Below are 25,001 nucleotides of genomic sequence, written 5' to 3' on the forward strand. Positions count from 1 at the left end.
GTGGGCCGTGAGGGGGCCGAAGCTTTCGAAGCCCTGGTGTCGCTGGCCGCTCTCGTGCCAAGGGGCAGGATGCGACGGTGAACGGTCGGTGAGCGAAAGCGGAGTCTTCCGCTTCGAAGCTGTCGGCCGGGACCTCCCTGTCAGGAATGAAGAAGGACGGACGTTCATGTCGACGGTGTCTCTGGAGTTCGGATCCACTCTCGCGGATTGCCTCGCGACAATGGTAACGGCCGATGCGCAACTCGCCGATGCGGCGGCCGTGGTCGCCGCCTGTGCCGAAGCCGCCGTCGATGTCAGCGAGGTGATCGGCCGGGGCATGCTCGGCGGAGCCGATCTCGCCGCCACCGGCGAGCACAACAGCGACGGCGACGTCCAGAAAGCGCTCGATGTCCTGGCCCACGAGCGATTCACCGAGGCTCTGCGCGGTGCGCCGGTCGCTGTGGTGGCTTCGGAAGAGGCCGAGGGCATGATGCAACTCACCGCCGGCGCACCGCTCGCGGTGGCGATCGATCCGCTCGACGGCTCATCCAACATCGGCGTGAATATGGCGGTGGGGTCGATCTTCGGCATCCGTCCCGCTGTGGCCGGAGACGCGGATTCGATCTCCTCCTTCACCACCCCCGGCACTGCGCAGATCGCAGCAGGGTTCGTGACCTATGGGCCGGCGACATCCCTGGTCGTCACGCTCGGCCACGGCACGCAGATCTACACGCTCGACCGCGCCGAACGCACCTTCCGCCTGACGCACCCGCGCCTGGACGTCGTTACTTCGGCGAAGGAATACGCGATCAACGCCTCGAATGCCCGGCACTGGGACGGACCTGTGAAGGCCTATGTCGAGGATTGCCTGCGCGGTTCGGACGGTCCCCTGGACAAGGACTTCAACATGCGCTGGCTTGGCTCGCTGGTCGCCGATGCTCAGCGCGTGCTCCTGCGCGGTGGCGTCTTCCTGTATCCGGGCGACAACCGGAAGGGCTACGCCCAGGGGCGCCTGCGTCTCCTCTACGAGGCCGCCCCCATTGCGATGCTGATGGAGCAGGCCGGTGCCGCTGCGATCGATGGCGAGCGCCGCATCCTCGATATCAGCGCCACCGGCATTCACGAGCGCGTGCCGCTGATCTTTGGTTCGCTCGACGAGGTCGCGTGCGTCGCGAAGTACTACGACGGTCGCAACGCCGCTGCCGGCCGCTCGCCCCTGTTCGGGCAGCGCGGCCTGATGCGCAGCTAGCGCACCGGCGCGGGTCAGCACGAACAACGATGTCGGCGCGTCACCCCATCATCTCGGTCACCGGCTCCTCGGGGGCGGGGACCACCTCGGTCCGCAACACTTTCGAGCAGATTTTTCGCCGCGAAGATGTGAGCGCGGTCTATATCGAGGGCGACGCATTCCACGCCTATGATCGTGACACGATGCGACGGATGATGGCCGAGGAGCCCAACCTCAGCCACTTCGCGCCGCGAGCCAACCTGCTGCCCGAACTTGAGGAGGTGTTCCGCACCTACAGCGAGTCGGGTCGTGGGCGAACGCGCCACTATGCGCATGACGGAGCGGACGCGGCGCAGTACGGCACCGAGATCGGGACCTTCACGGCCTGGGAGGAGTTCCCCACGGGCTCCGACCTGCTGTTTTACGAGGGGCTGCACGGCTGCGTTGTCGACGACAATGTCGACATGGCCCGCTACGCGGACCTCAAGATCGGCGTCGTGCCGGTGATCAATCTCGAATGGATTCAGAAATTGCACCGGGACCGCTCGTTCCGGGGGTATTCCACCGAGGCCGTCACCGACGTCATCCTGCGTCGCATGCCGGACTACGTGCAGACCATCTGCCCGCAATTCACCTGGACCGATATCAACTTCCAGCGCGTCCCCATGGTGGATACCTCGAATCCGTTCATCGCGCGGTGGATTCCCACCGCCGACGAATCGATGGTGGTGATCCGCTTCAAGGACCCCAAGGGGATCGACTTCTCCTACCTGATCTCGATGATCCAGGGCTCGTTCATGAGCCGCGCCAATTCGATCGTCATCCCGGGCGGCAAGCTTGATCTTGCCATGCAGCTCATTCTGACGCCGATCATCATGCAACTCGTCGAGCGCAAGCGCCGGATGGCATAAGGCTCCGGTGATGCGCAGCAGAGGACCCCATTCATGAACGGCCCGATCATCTCGCCCTCGATTCTCTCGGCGGATTTCGCCAAGCTCGGCGAGGAGGTGCGCGCGGTGTCCGAGGCGGGTGCCGACTGGATCCACCTCGACGTGATGGACGGACATTTCGTGCCCAATATCACCTTCGGTCCGGCTGTGATCAAGGCGCTACGACCGCACTCGGCCAAGCACTTCGACGTGCACCTGATGATCGCCCCCGCCGACCCCTACCTCGCGGCTTTCGCGGAAGCCGGCGCCGACACGATCTCGATCCATGTCGAGGCCGGCCCACACAGTCACCGCTCGCTCCAGGCGATCCGCGATCTCGGAAAGCGGGCCGGAATCGCCCTCAATCCGGGTACGCCGGCCTCTGCTATCGAGCCGATTCTCGATCTCGTCGACCTCGTCCTGGTGATGACGGTGAATCCCGGATTTGGTGGCCAGAGCTTTATTCCCTCGACGCTGGAGACCATCCGCCGAATTCGCACGATGACCGCCGGGCGGGATATCGACATCGAAGTCGATGGCGGCATCAGTCCCGAAACGGTGGCGCTTGCAGCGCGTGCCGGCGCCAACGCCTTCGTGGCGGGCAACGCCGTGTTCAAGGGCGGTGCGGCGGGCTACGCGGAGCGCATTGCCGCGATCCGTGCCGGTGCCGCGTCTGCGGGAGTCGGCCCCCTCGCATGCTGAGGGCACTCATCTTCGACGTCGACGGGACGCTGGCGGAAACAGAGGATCTGCATCGGCAGGCCTTCAACGGCGCCTTCGCGGATATGGGCCTGCCGTGGTCGTGGTCACCGGCCCGCTATGCCGATCTTCTCACGGTAATGGGAGGCAAGGAGCGCCTGCGCCACTACGTCGAGACCGAGCATGCCGATAAGGTCGATGCCTTGCGCTCGCGCATGGGGGAGATCCATGACCGCAAGACCCGTCGCTACGGAGACCTCGTGAAGGGTGGCAACCTCGCGCTGCGCCCAGGCGTCGGCCGACTGATCGCCGAGGCGCGGGCCGCGGGCATCAAACTCGCGGTGGCGAGTACGACGAGCCGCCCCAACGTCGACACGCTGCTGCGGATCAACTTCCCCGCGGGCGATGTGCCCTTCGACGTGATCGCCTGCGGCGACGAGGCAGCCCGCAAGAAACCGGCCCCCGACGTCTTCGACCTAGCCCTCCGGCGACTGAACGTCACTCCTTCGGAAGCCGTGGCCTTCGAGGATTCCGCTGCCGGCATCCGCTCGGCCCTCGATGCAGGCCTGCCGGTGATCGCCACCCGCAGCCGCTACACCGAGAGCCACCGCCTCGACGGCGCGTTCTCCGCGGTCTCGGATCTCGGCGAGCCCGGCGCGCCGCACCGACACCTCTTCGGACACGTGTGGCCGGGGGGCATCGTCAGTTTGAGCGCCCTGCGCGCTTGGCACGCCCACGTCGCTTCCTGAGTGTGCGCAACGTCAGACTTTCGGGCGCCCTCCACGTGAGCGCCCGCGCGTCCCGATCTGTCCGATGGGTTCGCCCTCCGCACGCTTCGGGAACAGGATTGCACCTGCAACCACCCCGAGGATTCCCGCGATCCCCAGCTTAAGCCAGCGCTGCGTCATCTCAGGCTGGGTTCGCGCGTCCGCAAGGAGCGTCTCGGAGCGTTCTCGATGGATGGCATCGTGCGTCATTCCAACAGGATAGCGTTCGCGAAGCGGAATGCCACCGCGCCGATGCCAGGGTTGCCCACGGTGCGCCGCAGCGTTGTCATCGGTGCGGCGGGCGGCCTATAAGCCGGCCAAATCCGTTCGTCCGGCATCGCGGGCGTGCCGCCCCGGCAGATGGCCCTCGCGATCCGCCCTCGTTCTTCCAGTCTAGGGTCACGTCATGGCCGGCCATTCCCAGTTCAAGAACATCATGCACCGCAAGGGCCGCGTCGACGCGGTCCGCTCGAAGCTGTTCGGCAAGCTCGCCCGCGAAATCACCGTGGCCGCCAAGCTCGGGCTGCCCGATCCGGCGATGAATGCCCGCCTTCGTGCCGCCATCATCGCGGCGCGCGCCGAGAACGTGCCCAAGGACAACATCGAGCGCGCGATCAAGAAGGCGCAGGGTGCCGATGCCGAGAGCTATGACGAGATCCGCTACGAGGGCTACGGTCCAGGTGGTGCCGCGCTCATCGTCGAGGCGCAGACCGACAATCGCAACCGCACCGCTTCGGACGTGCGCTCGGCCTTCACCAAGTCCGGTGGCAGCCTCGCCGAGACGGGCGCCGTCTCCTTCATGTTCGATCATGTTGGCGTCGTCGAATTCGACGCCAAGGTTGCGGATGCCGATACCGTGCTGGAAGCCGCCATCGAGGCCGGCGCGGACGATGTGCGCTCGGACGAGAACGGTCATGAGATCATCTGCGCTCAGGACGCCTATGGCGAAGTCTCGAAGGCGCTGGAGGCGCGCTTCGGCGAGCCGCGCCGGACTGCCCTGGTGTGGAAGGCCCAGAACACCATCGAGGTCGATGACGAGACCGGCGAGAAGCTGATCCGCCTCGTCGAGGTGATCGAGGACCAGGACGACGTCCAAAACGTCTTTGTCAATTTCGCGCTCTCGGACGCGCTGATGGAGAAGCTTCAGGGCTGAATGCTCTGGAACCGGTTGCTTGAGCCGGCCTTCAGAATGTCGCGGTCACGTTTGATCTCGTCATCGAGAATGCCGGCCTCACGCGCGCGTTTAAAGGCCGAAGCAAGAACTCTGGCGGCGATCACGCCAATCTCTCGCAAGAGAGTTTCGACGCTGATCTGACGTGGGGCTGATGCGTTCGCATATCCGAACGCCGTGGCCGTTGGCATAACGCTCCGTTCACGGTATGTCCCTAACGCTCGGATCGGCGCGAAGTCCGCGCCTGGAGCCGACCCGTCCATGATTGTGTTCGCATGACGCTTCCCGTCCGCATCCTTGGTATTGACCCGGGCCTGCGGCGCACCGGTTGGGGCGTCGTGACGGCCACGGGTACGAAGCTCGCCTATGTCGATTGCGGTGTCGTCACCTCTGACGGAGATTTGCCGCTCGCCTTGCGCCTGCGTGAACTCTACGAGGGCATCACTCGCATCGTGGAGTCGTTTCGGCCCGATGAGGTCTCCGTCGAGGAGACCTTCGTCAACAAGGACGCGCAGGCGACGCTCAAGCTCGGCCATGCCCGGGCTATGGCCCTTCTGGTGCCAGCTCTGGCCGGAACGCCGGTGTTCGAATACTCGGCCAATCTCATCAAGAAGACGGTCTCCGGCTCGGGGCATGCCGAGAAGGCGCAAATCCAGGCCATGGTGAAGTTCCTGCTGCCGCTGGCGCAGTTCAAGGTCGCCGACGCAGCGGATGCACTTGCCATCGCCATCACCCACAACAGCCATCGGGGAGGGCATGCGCTGAAGCGCCAGCACGCTCCCGTCGCCGGGGCGAGCAGCCTCGCGGCGGCCCGGATCGCGGCCGCCCTGGCGCGCAACTGAGGCGGTGCATGGCCCCGACTTGGACGTCGAGGCCATGCACCAGTCCCGGCTAGGCGGTTCGCACCTTCTGAGCATCCCAGCGGATTGGGTGGAGATCGAGCGAAATGGCTGATCCTGGAATGACGCGTCCGACGCTGCCGATGGCGGACACGTTTCGGAATGCGTTGATCGTCGCGCCTCCGTCCATGCGCAGTCTCGGCCCCGCCACAACCTTCGCGTTCCTCGTCGTTCTTGCCAAGGAAGCGGCGCACACGCTGATGGCTGATGCGGCCGCACCCGTCCGCTTCCACGAAGACATCTTCCTGGTCGATGGGATCTGTACGATTCTACTCGCCCCCTACTGGATGGCGATGTTCCGGACGATCATCGGAGTCGATGGCTCCGTGCAGGCGATCGTCACTGGGCGAGCCGGCCCCTTCCAGGACTTCCTGGCTCTCGAACTGTTCTGGCTTCTGGTCAGTGGTGTATTGGATCGGGTGCTATCGACCGACACTTTCGGATCAGCCCGGGTGATCCCCGGCCTCTCGGCGTGGATCGCCATCCTGATCCTGCAGATCTGGACCAGCATGCTTGCGCCTGCGCTGGCAGCTGGCGCTCCCGATGCGAACCTGCGCGCGGTGATCGCGATGACCCGTGGGTCGGCGGGACGGATTGGCCTGATCCTCGTCGCAGCCATTCTGCCCCTGGGCTTCATCGACCGCATGCTTCACGGGTCCGAGCGGGCTGGCGCAGATCTCTCCCCGTTCGTTTTGGCGATTCGGATTCTTGCTTCCGCCTTGATCGAAATGGCGATGCTGGTGCTGGTAACGGCTCTGCTCGCCGAGATCTATCGCTGGCTGCGGGCGCCGGGGCGTGGGGTCACTCTACAGCCTTGAATTCACCCTCGAGACGCAGGGAAACTTCGTCGCCGATCATCGGCAGGTAAGCGCTGATGCCGAAATCGGAGCGCTTGATGACAGCCCGTCCGTCGAAGCCGACGGTATAGGCCTTACTCACCGGATTGGTCCCGGCCTGATTGAAGGTCGCGTCGAACCCGAACGGCTTGGTCACGCCCTTCAGGGTCAGGTCGCCGTTGATCCGCGCCGTGGTCGGGCTGGTCGGTTCGATGCTGGTGGCCGTAAAGGTCGCCCTCGGAAACTTCGCGGTATCGAAGAAGTCGGGGGACTTCAGGTTCTGATTGAGGTGGTCGTTGAGGCCATTGATGCTGTCCGTACCGATGGTGACCGTGAGACTGGATTTTCCGGGTTCCTTCGGGTCGAGCACCGCCTGAGCGCTCACATCCGTGATCGACCCGTAATAGGTCGAGAATCCAAGGTGGCTCACCGACCAGGTGATCTTGCCGTGTGCGGGATCGAGGACATAGGAGCCCTGACGCACCTGAGTTGGATCGCTGGAGGGCGCTGCCGAAGGCACAGTGGCAGTCGCCGGTGTCTCGACGGCCGCGACCGCGCCGGCGGTGAGCAGGAATCCGAAGGCGAGAAACAGCGCGGTTTGGCGCATCGGGTCGGTCATCCGTGTGTCTGGGGTCAGGCGCCTTTGATTTCACGAACCTCGCCCGGCCTCAAGACATACGAGGCCGGGGAGGGAACAGTCGCTTGTCGTTGGCGCGACGCGGCACATGGCGCTCCGGTGTGCCGCCTTGTAGGCATTCCGGCGGCAGGAGAATGGTTGAGGCGATGATTGGCAAGCTGAAGGGGGTGATTGATTCCTACGGCGAGGACTTTGTGATCCTCGACGTCCAAGGGGTGGGGTACGTGGTTCACTGCTCCGCCCGGACGCTCCAGCGCCTGCCTGGAATCGGCGAGGCGGCAGATCTGGCGATCGAGACTCACGTCCGCGAGGACATGATCCGGCTTTACGGCTTCCGCTCGGATGCCGAGCGCGAGTGGTTCCGCCTACTCCAGACCGTACAGGGCGTGGGGAGCAAGGTCGCTCTCGGGTTGCTCTCGGTGCTCGAGCCGTCGGCCCTGGCCTCGGCTATCGCCATGGGGGACAAGGGGGCGGTCGCGCGTGCACCCGGTGTCGGGCCGCGTCTGGCCGCCCGCCTCGTGGCGGAACTCAAGGACAAGGCCCCCGCCTTCGCAGCGATCGATCCTGCGGTGATCGCGCTGTCGGGTGCGGTCGAGAATCGCACTGCGCCACAACCCGTCTCGGATGCCATCTCGGCCCTGGTCAATCTCGGCTACGCTCCTGTTCAGGCGTCCTCTGCCATTGCCGAGGCGTTGAAGCAGGCCGGAGAGAGCGCAGAGGCGAAGACGCTGATCCGGCTGGGCCTGCGCGAACTCGCTCGCTGAGGTGGACATCATCTCGCGCGAGACGATTGCGTCCTTGACTTCGCCATCATCCGTTGCCAGATCGGGTGCGAAGACCTAACCTTCTGATAATAAAGCAGTTTTCAATAATTCTAATCTGGCGGCGAATTCGATGCATGGGTTCGGTTTTCGCGCTCAAGCATCACTGTCGCTCATCCTTCGACGGAGCAATCGGGGTCATCCTACCCGATGGCCTCACCCAGCGGCACGAGCCACGCACGAGTTACGGTCCCAATGATCGTCTGTTCCTGCAACGTCCTGTCCGACCGCGCTGTGCGCGCTTGCCTGCATCGTGGCCCGGATTGTCCGCGTACGCCGGCCCAGGTTCAGGCCTGCCTCGGGTGCAGCCCGAAATGCGGGCGCTGCGCCCGGACCATCCGCGGCATTCTACAAAATGCTCTCGATGAGGCGGCGCATGCGTGTACGGCGACTTGCGCGAGCTCCTGTAGTTTGGTCAAGGTCCAAACTGTTGAGGAGGGGATTGCCGCCTGAGCGCCCATTCCGGGTGCTGAAGCTCCCCTCCAGCTTAACGTGCTTCGAGGGAGATGGGGCGGATGAAGGGTGATGCGAAGGTCGTCGAGTACCTCAATCGAGGACTGCGCAGCGAGCTAACGGCGGTTAGCCAGTATTGGCTCCATTTCCGCATGCTCAATGATTGGGGCTACATCGATCTCGCCAAGTTTTGGCGCAAGGAATCTATCGAAGAAATGAACCATGCGGATCGGTTCGTCGATCGCATTCTGTTCCTCGACGGCTTCCCGAACCTCCAGGAACTTGACCCCCTGCGGATCGGCCAGAACGTCCAGGAGATCATCGAGTGCGACCTCGCTGCCGAAAATGAGGCACGCGCCCTGTACCTTGAAGCCGCCAAATATTGTGATTCGATCAACGATCGCGTCTCGAAGCGCCTGTTCGAGGATTTGGCCGAGGACGAGGAAGGCCATATCGACTTCCTCGAGACGCAGCTGGAGCTGATCTCGCAGATCGGCCTGCCGCTCTACGCGCAGAAGCATATCGGCGGCCTGGAGCCGATCGCTCCGGAAGCCGAGTAACGTCGGAACGCCTCGGGCGCCGGGCTTCAAGCGCGGCGCTCACCCGGTGAAGACGCCGTGGCAGATCCCACGCAGCCGAAGCGTAACCCGAGCCGCTGGGAGGTCCAGAATGGTTTCGGGGCCTTCAGGCACAGGAAAGCGGCTCCAACTCGCCTCTAACCGGACGTCGATCTCGACATACGGTTGGTCCCCTGTTGCCGGTGCTTAGTGCTTGAGGGACGGCAATCGCGGTTAACCCTGCAACGCGTCGATATGGTCCCGGGCCTCCATCCCGGGTCAGAGAGCCTCGAATAGGCCGCTGAGGCTATCCGCCGATGTCACTCTCGGCGCGACGCGCCATTCATACCCACCGATCGACTCCCAGCGTTCGTTGCCGGGCTTGTCGCCGAGAAGGTCCTCGAAGTTATCAAGGGCCGCCCCTTCGTACGCGTGCAACGCACTGCTGACGGCGCCGCGCTCCGCTCCGGGTGGCCGAGCCCTTTCCGAGCCGTTGCGGAGGTCCTGTTCCACGACGCAATGTAGCGCGCGCGGCGCCTTTATGCGACATCGGCCACCAGAACAGATGATGGACGCGGGCGCCGCTGCCCACTACCGAGAGTCCGTGTGAGCAAACCTCCGAGACCCGCCTCGAAGGCGTCGGCGCCAAAATCGCCGACCCTGCACCCGCTGCCCGAGTCGCTGCTCACGCCCGAGCGGCGCGAGGATGACCTGGAGCAATCGATCCGCCCGTTGAGCCTGTCCGAGTTCATCGGACAGCGGGCGGCGCGTGCCAACATGAGCATCTTCATCGAGTCGGCCAAGAAGACTGGTTCCGCGCTCGATCACGTCCTGTTCGTTGGCCCGCCCGGCCTCGGCAAGACGACGCTGGCGCAGATCGTGGCGCGTGAGCTCGGGGTGAACTTCCGATCGACCTCCGGTCCCGTCATCGCCAAGGCGGGTGATCTGGCGGCGCAGCTCACCAACCTCGAAGAGCGCGACGTACTCTTCATCGATGAGATTCACCGTCTTAATCCGGCGGTGGAAGAAATCCTCTATCCAGCGATGGAGGATTATCAGCTCGACCTCATCATCGGCGAAGGACCGGCTGCGCGCTCGGTGAAAATCGAGCTGCCTAAGTTCACTCTGGTCGGCGCAACGACCCGTGCTGGCCTGCTGACCACGCCCTTGCGCGACCGCTTCGGCATTCCAATCCGCCTGGAATTCTACGACGTCGATGAACTCGAACTGATCGTGAGCCGCGGCGCCCGGGTGCTGGGCCTCGGCATGTCGGCCGAGGGGGCCAACGAGATCGCCAAGCGTGCGCGAGGCACGCCCCGTATCGCTGGGCGGCTCCTGCGCCGAGTGCGCGACTTCGCCATCGTGGCCGATGCCCCGACGGTGACGCGTGCTATCGCCGACCGGGCGCTTCAACTCCTCGACGTCGATCCGGCGGGTCTCGACGTCATGGACCGCAAGTACCTGACGATGATCGCAAAATCTTTCAACGGTGGACCCGTGGGGATCGAGACCATCGCTGCCGCGCTGTCCGAACCGCGCGATGCCATCGAGGACATCATCGAGCCGTTCCTGATCCAAAAGGGCTTCGTTCAGCGGACGCCGCGCGGGCGGATGCTCACGCCCCACGCCTTTCGGCATATGGGATTTCCCGAGCCCCGACGCGAATCGGGCGGGCAGTTCGGCCTGTTCAATGCGGACGATCCGGACGCCTGAACCGACCCATCAGGCCGCGTCGCGTTGCGGCTTCGCGTCGCCCCGGGCTTCGTGAAAGCTTGATATTGCGGATGCCGGGTTCGCGAGAAAGCTCGTCAGGTCTACGAGCGGAAGGGGACGGCTGAACAGGAAGCCCTGCACTTCATCGCAGCCCTCGGCTTCTAAAATGGCGGCCTGCTCCAGCGTTTCGACACCTTCGGCCACAACACCCATGTTGCAGGCCTTACCTAGACCCACCATCGCCCGGACGATGGCGACGCTGCCTGCGTCCCGCCCCAGAGTCCGGACAAAGCTCTGATCGATTTTGAGCTTGTCGAAGGGAAAGCGCCGCAGGTAGCTGACGCTGGAATAACCGGTGCCGAAATCGTCCATGGCGATCCGCAGACCGAGGGCTTGGAGTCGATGCAGGGTCCTCAGGGTCTCGGCATTGTCCTGGAGCAGCACGGATTCCGTAATCTCGAGCTCCAGGCGGCTTGCGGGAAGCCCGGAACGCATCAGCGCTTGGGCTACGTCATTGACGAGGTCGCCCCGGACGAACTGCACGGACGAGAGATTGACCGCGACTTTAAGAGCATCCGGCCAATCGACCGCATCGTGGCAAGCCTGAGTCAGCACCCAGGCCCCGATGGGCCGGATCAATCCGGTCTCCTCCGCCAGCGGAATGAACGTCGCGGGGCTGATCAGACCGTGCTCCGGATGGCGCCAGCGCAGCAGGGCCTCGAAGCCGTTGAGGGTGCGAGCCCGCGCCGCGACGAGGGGTTGATAATGCAACTCGAACTGGCCAGCAGCCAACGCGCGGCGTAGCTCAGCTCCGAGACGATGACGTCGCTGGATCGCCGTATCCATATCGTCTGCAAAGAAACGCCAGGTTCCGCGACCCGCTGCTTTGGCTTGATACAGTGCCACGTCGGCACGGCGCAGAATGGTATCGCTGTCGGTGTCCGCCTCCGCATCCACGACCGCAATGCCGATACTTGTGCCGACCACGATCTCCTGGTCCTGAAGCGTGAATGGAATCTGGAGCATGGCGCCGATGCGCGCTGCGAGATCAGCCGCATCCGCGGGATCGGCGATCCCGGATTGGACGATAGCGAACTCGTCGCCGCCCAGACGGGCGACGAAGTCCGTCGCCCGCAGGCAGTCCTGCAGGCGCTGTGCAGCTTGGCGTAAGAGGGCATCGCCGGCCGGGTGGCCCAGCGTGTCGTTCACCATCTTGAAGCCGTCGAGGTCCAGATACAGGGCAGCCGTGAGCGATCCGGAGATCCGTTGATCGAGGACGGTCTCCAAATGTTCACGCAGGAAGGCACGGTTCGGAAGGCCGGTGAGCGTATCGTGACGCGCCATCCGAAGGATCTGCGCCTCACTCTGGCGCCGATCGGTGATATCTTCATGCGTGCATTGCCAGCCATCACGGTTGGGAACGTGCTTGATGGCGATGGCTCGCCCATCCGCGAGATCCCAGGTGAAGGCTGCCGGCATTTCCCAAGCACGCTCCCGGTTCGGCCAGGGCGGGCCTCGATCGCCGTTGCACGCGACAAGATAGGCCCGGATCAAGGCGAGTGTCGTTCCGGGCTGTCGCAGGTCCGATGGCACGGCGTAAAGTTCGATGTAGCGCGCATTCATGACGACGAGCCTGTCGTCCGAGTCGAACAGGCAAACGCCCTGCGCCATGTTGTCCAGTGCGATCCCGAAGCGAGCATACTGATGACGGAGGTCGCGTTCGCTCCGGGCTTGCTCCTCAGCGCGCAGCAGCATCTCCTGTCCGCGGGCCTGACGGAAACCAAGCACCAGAAGGCCGACGAGGCCGAGATCGAGCAGGCCTGCCGACAGGCCGAGCACCATAGCGTGACGGTGCCATGGTGCGAGCGCCGCCGCTGTAGTCCGGCTGACGCTCAGGATCGCAGGGTAATTCGACAGAGTTCTGGTCGCGACGAAACGGTCCTGTGCATCGATAGGGCTGACGGTTCGAGTGACACCGCCGGCCCGATTCTGCGCGGCGATCAGGGCGGCACCGGTCGTCGAATAGCCGCGCCCGATCGCACCCTCCCAGTGCGGATGGCGGACCAGAAGAACCCCGTCTGTCCGGAACATGGAGATGACATAGTCGGGTTGTGGCGCGATCTGGCTGTAAAGGCCGGTGAAGTACTGCAACTCTACGGCCCCGAGTACGAGACCTAGGAAGTTGCCATCCGGGGCGGAGATCTTGCGGGCGATATAGAGCGTCCAGGTTCCGTTGCCGCGATTCTGGACCGGTTCACTGATGAAGCGCTGGAGCGCAGGATTTGATGCCAGCGCCTTGAAGTAGTCCCGGTCGGCGATATTGACGTCGGGGATCGGCCAGAACCGCGTGAAGTTGCGCAGCTTCCCGGTATGGTCGACCACTGTCACAGCATTGACCTGGGGCAGGGCCGCCGTTCGAGCCCGGAGGGATTCGTGCATGGCGCGCGTCGTGAGATGGACGTCGAATGCCGCTGGCGTCGTGATTTCGGCCGCTCGGACCTCGTCGATGACTGCCTCCTGCACCAATTCGATCGCCTGGAGGGCGCGGTCGGCCTGATCTGCCAGGACAGTCGTCAAGCTGATGAGGTTCTGCTCCGTGTCGGAGACAGCACGGTCGTGAAGGTCCATAACGAACAAGACTGCGCTCGCCGCAATGGCGAGTCCGAGCAAGGCACCTGCCAGTGTCGGTAAGACAAAGGATTTGGAGAGAAGGATTTTTATCACATTGATCAGGTGAGAAAATCGTATCCAAGCCTTAGCCAAAAGCATGACACCATCCTGAGCACCATCATCATGGCTTGCTCACTGATGCAGCAACGCTCAAGTCAGCTTCGTAAAAGAGCCAAGAGCTCTGCGCACAGGCGCTTCTCCTGCGACCAGTGAGGAAACGGGTTAATTTTTCCTATGAGACCTCCCAACCTGCGCGCGGCGGTGCTTGGGATGGTTTGCACGCGCTGGTTTTAATCAGCCGAACATTGAAGTGGATCTTCGTTGCTCGAGATCGCGAATCTGCTAGAGCCGCCAGCCACTAAGCGATCCAAACGGTCCGCCTCCCTCAAAGCGGCGTTGACGATCCCTTCGACTGCTGCCGCAAAACACGGCGAGGACGCAATCCACGCCGTACCCCATCACAAATTCGGGAGCCTCACCGTTGACCCTCGGGAATCCTGGCGAACACACCCTACAAGTGCGCGTCTACTATGAAGACACGGACTTTTCCGGGTTCGTCTACCATGCGAGCTACCTCCGTTTCATGGAGCGGGGACGCACCGAACTCCTGCGTAGTCTCGCCGGTGATCAGTCCGATCTGCATCGAGATGCGGAAGGTCTGCATTTCGTGGTTCGACGGATGGTGATTGATTATGCCAAGCCCGCGCGGATGGACGACATCTTGACGGTCGGGACTTGGACGACCGCGATGAAGGGCGCGTCAATGCACCTCGCCCAAGAGGTTCGGCGCGGGGACGAGGGGCTGGTGAAGGCGGAGGTCGTCGTCGCTTGCGTTCGCGACGGTCGGGCAGTCCGCCTGCCCGACAGTTTGCACCTGAGACTCGCGCCGGACCAAAGCGGTGATCACCTGCAGTCAAGCCGCTGAACGATGGTCTGATCTCGCGGACTTCGCCGGGATGAGGGCGACCTTCACCTCTGGGGACGGCAAGGGAATGTTAACCCTGACGCATGCTTAACTGATCCGAGGGCGGGCGTGTGCGACGCACAAGGGCGCCCCATACTTTCGACAGATTCGCGAGCCATTGAGCCTTGAAATCGCACAAGGTTCTGATTGAGGCGCGTGAGTCGGACCGCCGAATCCGTGACGCCTGCGCGCGGGGTTTTTCGAGGATCATGTCATGAACCCAGCCGATGCCATGCAGGCGATGCCGGCCCCAGACATGACGTTGCTCGGCCTGTTCCTTCAGGCGCATTTCGTCGTGAAGGTCGTGATGCTCGGGCTGATCGGCGCATCGATCTGGTGCTGGTCGATCATCGTCGACAAGACGCTTCTGTTTCGTCGGACCAAGGCTGAGATGGACGCCTTCGAGGAGGCATTCTGGTCCGGGCGGTCGCTCGAGGAACTCTACCGCTCGTTCAACGATCGTCCGGCCGTCGGGCAAGGCGCTTTGTTCGTGGCCGCCATGCGGGAGTGGAAACGCTCCTTCGAGGGTTCCGGACGTCAGATCCAGAGCTTGTCTCAGCGGATCGACAAGGTGCTTGATGTAACGATCCAGCGTGAAGTCGAGCGCCTTGAGTCCCGCTTGCTCTTTCTCGCCTCGATCGGTTCGGCAGGCCCCTATATCGGTTTGTTCGGGACGGTCTGGGGCATCATGACGGCCTTCACGTCGATCGCGGCCTCGAAGAACACCTCTCTGGCAGTCGTGGCGCCTGGCATTGCCGAGGCGCTGTTCGCAACGGCAATTGGCCTCTTTGCTGCCATTCCGGCCGTGCTCGCCTACAACAAATTGCAGGCGACGGTAGCCAAGAACCAGTCGCGCCTCGAGGGTTTCGCCGACGAGTTCTCCGCCATCCTCTCGCGGCAGATCGACGAGCGCCTCTCGCTCGTCGCCTGATCCCACACCGACAGCCGAGGAACGAACATGGGCATGGCCCACGGAGCAGCGCAGGGCGGGGGCGGACGGCGTCGGCGGGGACGCCGACACGCTGCTATAAACGAGATCAACATGACGCCGTTCATCGACGTCGTGCTGGTGCTGCTCATCGTCTTCATGGTTGCGGCACCGATGATGACGGTGGGGGTGCCTCTCGACCTCCCGCAATCAAAGGCGAGCCCACTCAATTCCGACACCAAGCCGGTGACTTTGTCGATTCGTCAGTCCGGTCAGGTGTTTCTGGGCGAGAACGAACTCTCCGACGATACCATCGTGCCGAAGCTCACCGAAACGTCGAAGTCCGGCTTCGACGAACGGGTCTTCGTCCGCGGCGACAAGCGGGTGGATTACGGCCGGGTGGCGCAGGTGATGGCGATCGTAACCGGGGGCGGCTTCAAGAAGGTCGCCCTTGTCACTGAGCCAGATCAGAAGTAGCGGGCGCGGGACGGTGCGGATTCCCTTCAAGCGCAGTGAACCGGGTGTCTGGGTCTCGGCCGCGACGCATGTCGGCCTGCTGACGGTCGCCCTGCTGTCGGTGGCAGCCCCGGCGCTGCCAGATGCGCAAGAGGGTGTCCCCGTTGAAGTGATGACCGAGCAGCAATACTCGGAACTCACCAAGGGCGAACGCAATGCCGACGCGCCGCAGCCGAACGCCAAACCTCGGGCCGACCGCGTTGCCGACAAGTTCGAGGAGCGCGAGCCCGAGAACGCCAAGGTCGATGCTCCTGCCCCGCCGAAACGACCGGCCGACATGAAGGTGGCGAGCGCCGAGGAGATGCCGCTGCGCTCCAGCGAACCCGATCCGCAGGAAGCGAAGGCCGAAGCAGCCAAGGCCGAAGCAGCTAAGGCGGAAGCGGCGGAAAAGACCGCGAAGGCTGAAGCCGCGAAAGCCGCTGCCGCCGCTGAAGCCAAGGCCGCTGCTGCCGCCGAGGCGAAGGCCGTGGCCGCTGCCGAGGCCAAAGCCGCAGCGGCCGAAGCGAAGACCGCCGCTGCGAAGGCAAAGGCTGAAGCCATCAAGCGCGAGCAACTTGCCGAACTGATTGAGAAGCAGGAGGCCGAGGCAGAGGCGAAGGCCGAAGCCGCCGCCAAGGCCGAGGCTGCGAAGGCCGAGGCAAGGACGGAGGCGGCCCGGAAAGCCAAGGCTGAAGCCAAGGCGAAGGCCGACGCGGAGGCGAAGGCCGAGAAGGAAGCCGAGGCCAAGGCCAAGGCTGTCGCGGAGGCGAAAGCCAAGGCCGAGGCCGAGCGCCAGAAGGAACTTGCCGAAGCTAAAGCGGAGGCGGCAGCTGAGGCTGCCGCGAAAGCCAAGGCGGATGCCGCCGCCAAGGCGAAGGCCAAGGCGATGGCCGATGCCAAGGCGAAGGCGGATGGGGAAGCCAAGGCCAAGAAGCAGGCCGAACTCGCGGATAAGTTCAGCGCGGGCGATATCCGCTCGCTCCTCGCCGCGAAGGCACCATCGCAATCCACCGGCGCCACAGGCCGAGAGGTACAGCGCACCGCGTCCCTCGGGGCTGCCTCCGGCAACGCCCAGCGCCTGTCACCGTCCCTGCGCGACGCTCTCGTGGGAATGCTCCAGCAGCAGATCGAGCGTTGTTACGTGGCGCCTCCAGGCGCTACGCAAGGGGTGGTGCTGCCGATGCTCGATATCCGGCTCAATCCGGATGGTACGTTGACCACCGAACCTCGCATCATGCGGGGGGGCGCGAATGCGGTCGATCGTTCGATCGCGGAGGCCGCTCAGCGCGCCGTGCGCCGATGTGCCCCCTACAAGATACCGACCCAGTACGCGCCGTATTACAACGACTGGAAAGCCATCAACGCGGAGTTCGAGTTCTCGCGGGTGTGATAGCGGCGTCAGGTGGTGACGGCGTAGAGCTTTCCGGACGCCGGGCGCTGACATGGTTCGTCATGCCTCGGTCCCTTGTCCCGGGTCGACGCATGCCCGCCGCTCCGAACCCATCCCCGATCCTCGCATTCCCACGACCACGGAATCGAACATGCATCCCAGTCTTCCCAGGGGCCTGACGTCGCTCCTCGCTCTCCTGGCCCTTGTTCTATTCGGCCTCAACCCGGCGACGGCGCAACTCAACCTGCGCATCGGCGGTGGATCGTTCCAGCCGATGCCGATCGCAGTCACGGATTTCTCGGGTGATCCGAGCCTCGGCCTTCTTGTCTCCAGCGTGGTCACGAACAATCTGCGTCGCTCCGGCTATTTCACCCCCGTGGAGAAGGGGAAGTTCCCCGAGGCCCCGGGTTTCGATGCGGTCCCGGGTTTCGATAAGTGGAAGGCGGCGGGTGTTCAGGCTCTGATCACCGGGCGCGTCGCGCGCGACGCCTCGGGCAAGCTCAAAGTCGAGTTTCGTCTCTGGGACGTCACCTCCGGCCAGCAGATGACAGGTCAGCAATACGGCACCGATCCAGCCAACGCGCGCCGCACCGGGCATCTCATCTCCGATGCAGTCTATACCAAGATCACCGGCCTTGGTCCCTGGTTCGACAGTCGCATCGCCTTCGTGGACGAGTCCGGCTCTAAGGAGAACCGGCGCAAGCGACTCATGGTGATGGACCAGGACGGCGCCAATGTGCGGGCGCTCACCAACGGCGACAACGCCGTCGTCGCGCCGCGCTATTCGCCGGCGACTCAAGACATCGCCTTCATGACACAGACCACCGGCCAGCAACCGCGTATTCAGGTCATCAACCTCGAGACCGGGAGCCGGCAGGCGCTCGGCAAATCCGGTTCGATGAGCACCAGCCCGCGGTTCTCGCCCGACGGCCGCCGCCTCGTGATGAGCGTTCAGGAGGGCGGCAATGCCGACATCGTCATCATGGACCTCGCCACGAAGGCGCAGACGCCGATCACCAACGGCAACGCCATCGATACCTCGCCGACCTTCTCACCCGATGGCAGCCAGATCGTGTTCGAGTCGGATCGCGGAGGTTCGCAGCAGATCTACGTCATGAGTGCCTCGGGCTCGAACCCGACTCGCATTTCCTTCGGCGAAGGATCGGCCTCGCAGCCGGCCTGGTCGCCACGCGGCGACCTCATCGCTTTCACGCGCCAGCGCAAGGGAGGCTTCGCTATCTGCGTGATGAAGCCCGACGGGACGGGCGAGCGCGTGCTGACCGAAGGCTTCCACAACGAGGGTCCGACCTTCGCGCCGAATGGTCAATACGTGCTGTTTTTCCGTGATCCAGGCGGCCAGGGCGGGGGCAAGCTCTACATGGTGGATATCACCGGCAAGGTTGAGCAGCCGGTACCGACGCCGTCCTACGCGTCGGACCCGACTTGGTCGCCGCTGCTGTCGGGGAAGTAAACGCTTCGCGTTTGGTTGAACCTTCAGCCGCGCTCGAAGCCTGCGGTCCGACGGACGAAACCGAAGGCGGAACTCAGCGAGGCACCGGCAGCTCCGGCCGCTGCCTGAACGGCGCCTGCGGCGGCTTGCGCAGCATCGCTTGCCGTCGCAACCAGGGTTGATTCGGCATTCGTCAGGACATCGACCGGTTGGGCTACACGCTGCGCGGCCCGCGCAAAGCCCCGTCGCAGGACCTCTCGATCGTTACTCATCAAAGCCGGAAGTCGTGGATCGGCCAAGGCGATTAGCAAGTCTCCATCCTGAAATGTTATTTCCAGCAAGGTCTGAGGCTGAGACTCTTCGGCCGACACTGATGTCAATGCAGTGGCGGCGAGTAGCGCCGGTCCGCTCAAGTCGATGTTCGACGCAAGGGCGAGGCTTCCTTTCAGGCCGTCGAGAACCTGTCCACCTCAATTCCGTGCGCCTGCGACGTTCCCGTGGGCCTCATCGGTGAAGATGCTTTCGACCGAGCGCTCGACGCCGTCCGGGCTGGTCAGAACGTCTGCCTGGTACGTGCCCCTGCCTTTGCCGCAATTCCAAGCAACCACCTTGATGTCGGCCATCGCATCCTCCGGTTCGTATCTCTACCTCTGCGTGCATTCGGCTGTCATGTACAAAAACTCGGCTTTGAGGGACGGATTGGTGCCGGATACGGCTTGGCATCAGGGATGCAGAATTTGTCGCGAGCCGATGTATCCCTCACTCGCTCGAAGCAATGCCGAGCAAGGGGTCGTCCCGTTCCTCATTCCGCCGACAGGAGCCGATCCCGTGCCCGCAGCGCCGGGAACACTCGGCCCCACAGAGCGGCGACCAGCAGGGTCGCCAGTCCACCGGCCACGACCGCGGGAACGGCGCCGATCAGAGCCGCCGCTGTGCCGGATTCGAATTCGCCAAGTTCGTTGGAGGCGCCGATGAAGACGGAATTGACTGCCGAGACCCGGCCGCGCATCGCATCCGGTGTCTCACCCTGAACGAAGGTCTGGCGCACGAAGACGCTGATCATGTCGGCTGCGCCGGTGACGAACAGGCAGGCCATGGACAGCGGCAGAGAAGTCGAGAGACCGAAACCCATCGTCGCGAGGCCGAAGATCCCCACCGCCTGAAGCATGCGCAGGCCGGCACGCCGCTGCAAGGGCCAGTAGGCGAGGGCGACCGCGGTGAGCACCGCACCGGCCGCCGGCATGCTGCGTAAGACGCCGAGGCCGAGAGGGCCGACATGCAGCACCTCGGCCGCGAAGATCGGGAGAAGGGCGGTGGCCCCCCCGAGCAAGACCGCCACGAGGTCGAGAGAGATGGCGCCAAGGACCACGGGGTGCGTGCGGATGTAGGTCAGACCAGCCGACAGCGTCGCCCAGGTTACCGGTGGGCGCTCTGCAACCGGGGCAGGGCGGAACCGGATCGCCAGGATAAGACCGCTGGCCAGGGCGAAACCGGCGGATGCTGCGCCAAACACGACCGCCGGCCCGAGGGCATAGAGAAAGCCGCCCGTCGCCGGCCCGAGGATCGAAGCGCTTTGCCAGAGAGAGGCGTTCCATGCGATGGCCGAACCGAACAGGGGGTGTGGCACCAGCGTCGGCAGCAGGGCCTGCAACGCAGGATTGGCGAAGGCACGACCGGTGCCGATGACGATGACGAGGCCGTAGATCGGCCAAAGGGTCGTGGTGCCGAGATGCGCCGCTAGGAGAAGGCCGAGGTCGGCTAAAGCCAGGGCCACGTAGGCGGCGGCGGCTACGATGCGTCGATCGTAGGTGTCGGCGACATGGCCCGCCACCAAGGCTGACAGCATCGCGGGCAGGAAACTCGCCAGTCCCACGAGGCCGAGAGCAAGAGCGGAGTGGGTGATGTCGTAGACGAACCAGCCGACGGCGACCGCCTGCATCTGAAAGGCGAGACCGGTGAGAAAGCGGGCGGAGCCGAAGAGGCGAAAATCGCGATTGCGGAAGACGGTCCATCGCGGCGCGGAAGCAGGGCTCATCGCGTGGTGCTGGGGGAGGGCGCCCAGCCCGTCAAGGTATGTCGGAACAGATTCCGATGGTGCGCCGTCCCGGCGGGGTTAGGCAGCTTGGCAGGGACTCTCGCGCGGCAATTCCTGAATACGGAGCCAGGCTTGGTCATGCCGGGGAACGTTTCGCTGAGTGACGTTGGCGTTTCGTCGATCCGAACGATCGGTTCGAGCTATGGCCCAGTGCTCAAGGCAGCGCTGCGGTCGGCGGCTGAGATAGACACCGTACTCAGGGCCTCCAGAACGACGCCGGGCGTCAGGATCTGCGGTAGGACGGTAGGCTCTTTGGAGCCTGCATACAGGAGATATAGCGGAACTCCGCTCCGTCCGTGGCGCTCAAGCAGGCGGGTGATCTCGGGATTCTGGTTGGTCCAGTCACCCTTAAGATAAGTAATTCCGCGCGCCTTCAAACCAGCCTGAACGACATCGGATCGCAGGGCGACGCGCTCGTTGACTTGGCAGGTGATGCACCAGGCTGCCGTCATGTTCACGAAGACCGGCTTGCCCTCTGCCAGAAGTCCATCGAGACGCGCTTGGCTGAAAGCGTCCTGCCCCGCCTGCGCCGTTGTGGACGGGGGTCTGTCCCGGTCGAGTCCGAAGATGAGCGCGCCAAGGGCGACCATCGCCGCGATGGCGGTTCCGCGTGCGATCCAGCCACCCACCGGCCCGGCCGCTTGGCCACGTTCCCAGACCCAGGCCGCGAATCCCACGAGGACGAGGCCGATGAGGGCGGCGAGCAGGCCGGCCGCACCAACCTGCTGAGCCAGGACCCAGACCAGCCAAGCCACCGTGGCGTAGATTGGAAAGGCCAGGGCACCCTTCAGGGTGTCCATCCAGGCACCCGGCCGAGGCAGACGCTGCAATGCCGCTGGCCAGATCGTCAGGACAAGGAAGGGCAGCGCGAGGCCAAGGCCGAGGCTGGCGAATACCGTCAGGCTGACACCAGCCTCCTGCGTCAGCGCGAAACCGACCGCCGATCCCATGAAGGGCGCGGTGCAGGGGGTTGCAACCACGGTGGCGAGGATGCCTGTGAAGAACGATCCCTCCAGCCCGGCCCGTCGGCTCAGTCCATCGCCGATCCCGACGATCCCCGCACCCACATGCACAACGCCGGACAAGCTGAGGCCCATAGCGAACAACAGGTAGGCAAGGCCTGCGACCACCAACGGCGATTGCAGCTGAAAGCCCCACCCGATTCCGGCACCCGCTCCCTTCAGCGCAATCAGCAGTCCGGCAAGCGTGAGGAAGGCTGTCAGGACACCTGCGGTGTAGACGAGGCCATGCAACCGAATGCGCCGGAGCGGCTCGCCGGAATGCTGCACAAGGCTCAACACCTTGATCGACAGGACCGGGAAGACGCAGGGCATCAGGTTGAGAAGGAGCCCGCCCAGAAAGGCGAGGCCGGCGGCGCTCCAAAGGGTTAGCCCGTCTTCTGATGTCTGGGTGGGTATCGGCGTCGCCGGAGCGGACGACGCTGCGGTGGAGGCGAGAGCCGTAGATGATGGTGGCTCCCCGACCGCGTAGGCGCGTCGGACCACGCCGTCAGGCGTCGTCTCGTCGAAGGCCAGAACGCCCGGCAGGCTTGCCGGCGCGACCTCCGTCGCGTCGCCGCGTGCCAGATCGATATGCAGCCCGCTGGCATCGCTGCGTGCCTGCTGGGACGCCGCATTCTCGATCGCGGTCTCCGCATAGGGGAAGTAGGCAACCGCAGACGCCCTGAGGTCGGAAGACGTGGCGAGATGGACCTGCAGACGCCCGTTCTCGCTACCGTAGCGCACCGGCCAAGGCGCGGGAACTGGCAGGGCTGCTCGAGCTTCCGCAAACAGCACCATCCCGCCCGGTGCCGTTCCAGAACTGGTGCCGCTCGCGGCGACCGGCAGGGTCAGGCGAAGCTCGGCCGACCCGGGGACGCATTCGCGCTCGCAGACAAGATAGGTTAGCTTGGCTTGCAGCGTTACGGCCTTGCCCGGCGCCAGCGTGGCCGGTGGCATCATCTCGGCCAGGAGAACAGCCTCGCCCTCGTAGCCAAAATTCATCAGATGCGCGACCGGGATGCGGCTCGGCACCGGCCACTGGATCGGGCCAGCCGAAAATCCCTTGGGCAAGGTCCAGGCAATCTCCGGGGCGAGGCCCGAATCCCCCGGATTGCGCCAGTAGATGTGCCAATGCGGACGCATCACCAAGCGGATGCCGACCGTGAAGGGCTCGCCAGGCCGGATCGCAGAAGGCTCCCCAACGAGGGACGCCTTCACCAGGTCGGTCGGCACCTTGAACCCCTGTGCATGCGCGACAGGAAGGAGGAGACCGAACAGCGTAAGCGCCAGGGCGAGAAGCCGGATCATCAGGGCCTATTCGGTTCCGGAAGCGGCGAGATTACGTCCGTTCGACGCGGACACAAAATGCCGAAGCCGCGAGACCCTCTGTCTCCGATTTTTCCGAGCCGGAACAGCCAGGCGGAGTCGACAGGATCGTCGCACGGTCGGTGCATGTCTGCTGCCCGGTGCGGCTCTGCCTCAGGCGACGGTGGTCAATGGCCGCGTGGCCTGCTCGAGCCAGTTCCGGGTTGTAACGTCCAGATCCGGGCTCAATTCGGCACATACCCGCGCATGGTAGCTGTCGATCCAGGCTCGCTCCTCGGGGGTCAGCAGATCGAGGCGAATGAGATGCCGATCAAAGGGCGCCAACGTCAGGGTCTCAAAACCGAGCATCGGCCGTTCGCCGCCGGATATCGTCCGCGTTTCGACAAGGACGAGGTTTTCCAGCCGAATGCCGTAGGCGCCCGGCTTGTAGTAGCCCGGCTCGTTCGAAAGAATCATGCCCGGTTCGAGGGCGACCATTCCGGTCTTGGCGATGCGCTGCGGCCCCTCATGGACCGACAGAAAGACCCCCACCCCGTGGCCCGTCCCGTGGTCGAAGTCGAGCCCGGCTTCCCAGAGTGGAAGGCGCGCGAAGGAATCGATCTGCGCACCCGTCGTTCCCTGCGGGAAGACCGCGCGGGCAATGCCCAGATGTCCCTTCAAGACGCGTGTGAAACGATCCTGCATCGCTTCCGACGGCATGCCGATCGCCACCGTGCGGGTGATGTCGGTGGTCCCATCTTCGTATTGTGCTCCGGAATCCACCAGGAACAGCTCGCCAGGCAGGATGTGTCGGTTGGTTTCCCGGCTCACCCGGTAGTGCACGATGGCACCGTTGGCGCCACTGCCCGAGATCGTTGGAAACGAGACATCGCGGAGAAGGCCGCTCTCCGCACGAAAATCCTCCAGTGCTTCGACCGCGGCGATCTCGGTCAGCCCCTCGCCTTGGCCATCGAGCCAAGCGAGGAAGCGCGTGACCGCGACGCCATCACGGTGATGCGCCGCCCGGGTGCCGGCGATTTCCGATGGATTTTTGACGGCCTTCATGGCGGTGATCGGATCGGGGCCGAGATCAGCTACCCCACCGGCCGCCTCGACACGAAGCTTCAAGGCGTAGGCCGCCGTGCCGGCATCGAGCCTGACACGGGCGGCGTTTGCCGCCTGCGCGGCGAGACCATCCTCGAAGGCTGCGCGCGGATGAAGGTCGGCGAGAGGTTCCAGTGCGGTGCGCAACTCCGGGCTGAGATTCGGCGACGTCAGGTAGAGGGCGGCGCGCCCTTCGCGCGGCACCACTGCATAGCCGAGCGCCAGAGGCGTATGCGCTACATCGGAGCCGCGCAGGTTGAAGGCCCAGGCGAGGTTATGCGGATCGGAGATCACCAGAGCCGCAATATCGACATCAGCCAGGGCAGCACGGATGCGACCGAGCTTTTCGGCTGCGGCCTCTCCAGCGAACGCCAAGGGATGGACCACCACGCTGCCCGCGGGTGAGCCGGGCCGGTCGGTCCAGACGCTGTCGACAGGATTCGCTTCCACGGCTCGGAGGGTCGCTCCGGCTTTACTCGCTGCTCGCCCCAGGCGCGCCACGCTGTCGGGCGTGTGAAGCCAGGGATCGTAGGCAAGAACTTCGCCCGGCTTGAGGTGGGCGCCGACCCAGGCCGCGACGGGACTCTCGGCCAGCGGTACCGGAGTGATGATGGCGGTATCGACCTGAGCCGGCGCCTGCAGGGTATACCGTCCGTCGACGACGAGCGCGGCTTCATCGTGCAGGATCACGGCGGTACCAGCCGATCCAGTGAAGCCGGTCAACCAAGCGAGGCGCTCGGCTTGCGGGGCGACATATTCGGACTGATGCTCGTCGGCACGGGGGACCACGAACCCATCGAGCCCGGCTGCACGCAGGGCCTGACGGAGGGACCGGATGCGGCTTGCGCCCTCGCTGTGGCTCGGATCATCGAAGGTCTGGAAACGGGCGCGGGTCATGGCGCCCAGGGTT

At 64.4% G+C, this 25,001-nt stretch carries 24 protein-coding genes; 16 read left to right on the plus strand and 8 right to left on the minus strand.

The genetic code is table 11. The features are described from left to right. Positions 1 to 166: 166 nt before the first annotated feature. From ASF57_RS12270 to ASF57_RS12290, 5 genes are all read left to right on the plus strand, one after another. The gene (locus ASF57_RS12270) at positions 167 to 1,228 is read left to right on the plus strand and encodes a class 1 fructose-bisphosphatase (protein WP_200935859.1); all 1,062 of its coding nucleotides are present in this window, start codon (positions 167 to 169) and stop codon (positions 1,226 to 1,228) included. 29 nt (positions 1,229 to 1,257) lie between these two features. After that, positions 1,258 to 2,118, plus strand: a complete 861-nt coding sequence (locus ASF57_RS12275) for a phosphoribulokinase (protein ID WP_056178804.1) — start codon at positions 1,258 to 1,260, stop codon at positions 2,116 to 2,118. Positions 2,119 to 2,151: 33 nt separating this feature from the next. After that, the gene (gene rpe, locus ASF57_RS12280) at positions 2,152 to 2,838 is read left to right on the plus strand and encodes a ribulose-phosphate 3-epimerase (protein ID WP_056178807.1); all 687 of its coding nucleotides are present in this window, start codon (positions 2,152 to 2,154) and stop codon (positions 2,836 to 2,838) included. After that, a complete protein-coding gene (locus ASF57_RS12285; protein ID WP_056483646.1) occupies positions 2,832 to 3,584 on the plus strand; it encodes an HAD-IA family hydrolase in 753 nt (250 codons plus the stop codon). The genes rpe and ASF57_RS12285 overlap by 7 nt, the downstream gene beginning before the upstream one ends. Before the next feature lie 424 nt (positions 3,585 to 4,008). Further along, positions 4,009 to 4,755 carry a YebC/PmpR family DNA-binding transcriptional regulator gene (locus tag ASF57_RS12290; protein ID WP_056483649.1) on the plus strand — a complete coding sequence of 249 codons (747 nt, stop codon included), beginning with the start codon at positions 4,009 to 4,011 and terminating at the stop codon, positions 4,753 to 4,755. On the opposite strand, the gene ASF57_RS12295 is transcribed toward ASF57_RS12290, so the two are convergent. After that, positions 4,746 to 4,964 (minus strand): hypothetical protein, encoded by a 219-nt coding sequence (locus ASF57_RS12295; protein ID WP_056483653.1) that lies wholly within the window; start codon positions 4,962 to 4,964, stop codon positions 4,746 to 4,748. The two genes, ASF57_RS12290 and ASF57_RS12295, sit on opposite strands and share 10 nt — an antisense overlap. Positions 4,965 to 5,048: 84 nt before the next feature. On the opposite strand from ASF57_RS12295, the gene ruvC reads away from it, so the two are divergent. Together ruvC and ASF57_RS12305 are read left to right on the plus strand one after the other, a co-directional pair. Further along, a complete protein-coding gene (gene ruvC, locus ASF57_RS12300; RefSeq protein WP_056178815.1) occupies positions 5,049 to 5,615 on the plus strand; it encodes a crossover junction endodeoxyribonuclease RuvC in 567 nt (188 codons plus the stop codon). Positions 5,616 to 5,734: 119 nt separating this feature from the next. Further along, positions 5,735 to 6,490: a hypothetical protein gene (locus ASF57_RS12305; protein ID WP_056483657.1), complete on the plus strand. Its 756-nt coding sequence runs from the start codon at positions 5,735 to 5,737 to the stop codon at positions 6,488 to 6,490. Here ASF57_RS12305 and ASF57_RS12310 read toward each other — a convergent pair. Next, positions 6,474 to 7,115, minus strand: coding sequence for a YceI family protein (locus ASF57_RS12310; RefSeq protein ID WP_056484462.1), 642 nt, complete (start codon positions 7,113 to 7,115; stop codon positions 6,474 to 6,476). The genes ASF57_RS12305 and ASF57_RS12310 overlap by 17 nt on opposite strands. Positions 7,116 to 7,291: 176 nt before the next feature. Here ASF57_RS12310 and ruvA point away from each other — a divergent pair, with 176 nt between their 5' ends. The 4 genes from ruvA to ruvB all read left to right on the plus strand — a co-directional run bounded on the left by ruvA (position 7,292) and on the right by ruvB (position 10,689). Beyond that, complete coding sequence (gene ruvA / locus ASF57_RS12315) at positions 7,292 to 7,909, plus strand: Holliday junction branch migration protein RuvA (RefSeq protein WP_056484465.1); 618 nt, start codon at positions 7,292 to 7,294, stop codon at positions 7,907 to 7,909. 252 nt (positions 7,910 to 8,161) lie between these two features. Continuing rightward, positions 8,162 to 8,419 carry a (2Fe-2S)-binding protein gene (locus ASF57_RS26940; RefSeq protein ID WP_082503913.1) on the plus strand — a complete coding sequence of 86 codons (258 nt, stop codon included), beginning with the start codon at positions 8,162 to 8,164 and terminating at the stop codon, positions 8,417 to 8,419. A gap of 62 nt (positions 8,420 to 8,481) precedes the next feature. Next, on the plus strand, positions 8,482 to 8,979 hold the full coding sequence (bfr, locus tag ASF57_RS12320) for a bacterioferritin (RefSeq protein ID WP_056178826.1): 498 nt from the start codon (positions 8,482 to 8,484) through the stop codon (positions 8,977 to 8,979). 657 nt (positions 8,980 to 9,636) lie between these two features. Beyond that, positions 9,637 to 10,689, plus strand: a complete 1,053-nt coding sequence (ruvB, locus tag ASF57_RS12330; protein WP_056484467.1) for a Holliday junction branch migration DNA helicase RuvB — start codon at positions 9,637 to 9,639, stop codon at positions 10,687 to 10,689. Between the two features lie 9 nt (positions 10,690 to 10,698). Here ruvB and ASF57_RS12335 read toward each other — a convergent pair whose 3' ends face one another. Next, positions 10,699 to 13,458, minus strand: coding sequence for an EAL domain-containing protein (locus tag ASF57_RS12335; protein ID WP_082503914.1), 2,760 nt, complete (start codon positions 13,456 to 13,458; stop codon positions 10,699 to 10,701). A 382-nt stretch (positions 13,459 to 13,840) separates the two neighbouring features. Here ASF57_RS12335 and ybgC point away from each other — a divergent pair, with 382 nt between their 5' ends. From ybgC to tolB, 5 genes are all read left to right on the plus strand, one after another. Further along, positions 13,841 to 14,284: a tol-pal system-associated acyl-CoA thioesterase gene (gene ybgC, locus ASF57_RS12340; RefSeq protein WP_056483663.1), complete on the plus strand. Its 444-nt coding sequence runs from the start codon at positions 13,841 to 13,843 to the stop codon at positions 14,282 to 14,284. 253 nt (positions 14,285 to 14,537) lie between these two features. Then, positions 14,538 to 15,254: a protein TolQ gene (gene tolQ / locus ASF57_RS12345; protein WP_056178834.1), complete on the plus strand. Its 717-nt coding sequence runs from the start codon at positions 14,538 to 14,540 to the stop codon at positions 15,252 to 15,254. A gap of 27 nt (positions 15,255 to 15,281) precedes the next feature. Next, positions 15,282 to 15,728 (plus strand): biopolymer transporter ExbD, encoded by a 447-nt coding sequence (locus ASF57_RS12350; protein ID WP_056178837.1) that lies wholly within the window; start codon positions 15,282 to 15,284, stop codon positions 15,726 to 15,728. A 13-nt stretch (positions 15,729 to 15,741) separates the two neighbouring features. Beyond that, the gene (tolA, locus tag ASF57_RS12355; RefSeq protein WP_056483666.1) at positions 15,742 to 17,136 is read left to right on the plus strand and encodes a cell envelope integrity protein TolA; all 1,395 of its coding nucleotides are present in this window, start codon (positions 15,742 to 15,744) and stop codon (positions 17,134 to 17,136) included. A 151-nt stretch (positions 17,137 to 17,287) separates the two neighbouring features. Continuing rightward, positions 17,288 to 18,607 (plus strand): Tol-Pal system beta propeller repeat protein TolB, encoded by a 1,320-nt coding sequence (gene tolB / locus ASF57_RS12360; protein ID WP_056178844.1) that lies wholly within the window; start codon positions 17,288 to 17,290, stop codon positions 18,605 to 18,607. A 23-nt stretch (positions 18,608 to 18,630) separates the two neighbouring features. Here the strand turns inward: tolB and ASF57_RS25760 are convergent, their stop codons facing one another. The 5 genes from ASF57_RS25760 to ASF57_RS12380 all read right to left on the minus strand — a co-directional run bounded on the left by ASF57_RS25760 (position 18,631) and on the right by ASF57_RS12380 (position 24,988). Continuing rightward, positions 18,631 to 18,999 carry a hypothetical protein gene (locus tag ASF57_RS25760; protein ID WP_156376112.1) on the minus strand — a complete coding sequence of 123 codons (369 nt, stop codon included), beginning with the start codon at positions 18,997 to 18,999 and terminating at the stop codon, positions 18,631 to 18,633. A 57-nt stretch (positions 19,000 to 19,056) separates the two neighbouring features. Beyond that, positions 19,057 to 19,209, minus strand: a complete 153-nt coding sequence (locus ASF57_RS25765) for a hypothetical protein (RefSeq protein WP_156376113.1) — start codon at positions 19,207 to 19,209, stop codon at positions 19,057 to 19,059. A gap of 179 nt (positions 19,210 to 19,388) precedes the next feature. Next, entirely contained in the window at positions 19,389 to 20,621 is a 1,233-nt protein-coding gene (locus tag ASF57_RS12370) for an MFS transporter (RefSeq protein ID WP_056483673.1), read from the minus strand. A 200-nt stretch (positions 20,622 to 20,821) separates the two neighbouring features. Next, positions 20,822 to 22,990, minus strand: coding sequence for a protein-disulfide reductase DsbD domain-containing protein (locus tag ASF57_RS12375; protein WP_056483676.1), 2,169 nt, complete (start codon positions 22,988 to 22,990; stop codon positions 20,822 to 20,824). 171 nt (positions 22,991 to 23,161) lie between these two features. After that, entirely contained in the window at positions 23,162 to 24,988 is a 1,827-nt protein-coding gene (locus ASF57_RS12380; protein ID WP_056483680.1) for an aminopeptidase P family protein, read from the minus strand. Positions 24,989 to 25,001 lie beyond the last annotated feature (13 nt).

Source organism: Methylobacterium sp. Leaf117, from assembly GCF_001422985.1.
Lineage (GTDB): Bacteria > Pseudomonadota > Alphaproteobacteria > Rhizobiales > Beijerinckiaceae > Methylobacterium.